This window comes from Nitrosospira sp. NpAV, assembly GCF_000832065.1.
In the GTDB taxonomy this organism is placed as follows: Bacteria; Pseudomonadota; Gammaproteobacteria; order Burkholderiales; family Nitrosomonadaceae; genus Nitrosospira.
In genome coordinates, this window is record NZ_JXQM01000267.1 from 1 (window position 1) to 478 (window position 478).

General features: G+C 46.0%; 1 protein-coding gene. It reads right to left on the reverse strand.

What is annotated here, in order from left to right:
• Nucleotides 1-122: 122 nt before the first annotated feature.
• Nucleotides 123-478 (reverse strand): rod shape-determining protein (locus SQ11_RS16085; RefSeq protein ID WP_041515219.1); only part of this gene is annotated, 356 nt, incomplete at its 5' end.

Sequence of the window (478 nt, forward strand, 5' to 3'; positions counted from 1 at the left end):
GTTATTACGTATTCGATATAAGCAGGCTAATTGGCAGCACATAAACAGACCCCAGAAATCCGACGCGCCCTTACGTTATATGACAACTTGCACCATGGAAGAAGGCGGGAAAGACAAATAAATTAATAATCTCTAACAAAAATTCCAACCGAATGATCAATGCTATCCAGGGCCATTCCCGCACCCCGCACAACACAGGTAAGCGGATCATCCGCAATAATAACCGACAACCCTGTCTCTTCCATAATCAGACGGTCTATATCTCGCAACAGCGCCCCCCCCCCTGTCATCACCATTCCCATTTCTGCAATATCGGAACCGAGTTCAGGAGGCGTTTGCTCCAATGCGGTTTTAACTGCACTAACAATACTATTAAGCGGCTCTGCCAAAGCTTCCAGAATCTCATTACTGGAGATTGTAAAGCTGCGAGGAATACCTTCAGCCAGATTTCGTCCTTTGACTTCTATTTCCCGGACTT